The 345-nt window shown below is 72.2% G+C and carries 1 protein-coding gene; it reads left to right on the top strand.

Going from position 1 to position 345, the window contains the following annotated elements; all coding sequences use genetic code 11:
- The coding region (locus TN53_RS48990; protein ID WP_046264413.1) for a hypothetical protein at window positions 1–195 on the top strand (195 nt) is incomplete at its 5' end.
- Window positions 196–345 lie beyond the last annotated feature (150 nt).

Genomic DNA, 345 nt, shown 5'->3' on the forward strand with positions numbered 1-345 from the left:
CAGGTCACCCACGTTGCGTCCGGACAGCTCCGGGGCGTCTGGTCGGTGCGCGATCTGCCGGTGCCGGACGGCTATCTGGCGGCGCTGGCCGTCGCGGGGGCGGCGGTTCCCAGGGTCTCGGTCAGGCATGTCCATCTGGGCAGCGCGTGGGTGCGACCACTGAAGGGTGGCGTCAATTCGGCCCGGGAGAGGTGAGATAGGTCTCCCAGCGGGCCTCGGGGCACAGGTCGGCGGCGAGTGTGAGCACCCGGCGCGGCTGCGGGCGCAGGCCGACGATCCTCAGCAGACCACCGCGGCCGGCGACGGACCGGTCGATCGTGAGGACGAGGTGGAGGAGAGCCGAGT

This window comes from Streptomyces sp. WM6386, from assembly GCF_000972385.1.
Taxonomy (GTDB): Bacteria; Actinomycetota; Actinomycetes; order Streptomycetales; family Streptomycetaceae; genus Streptomyces.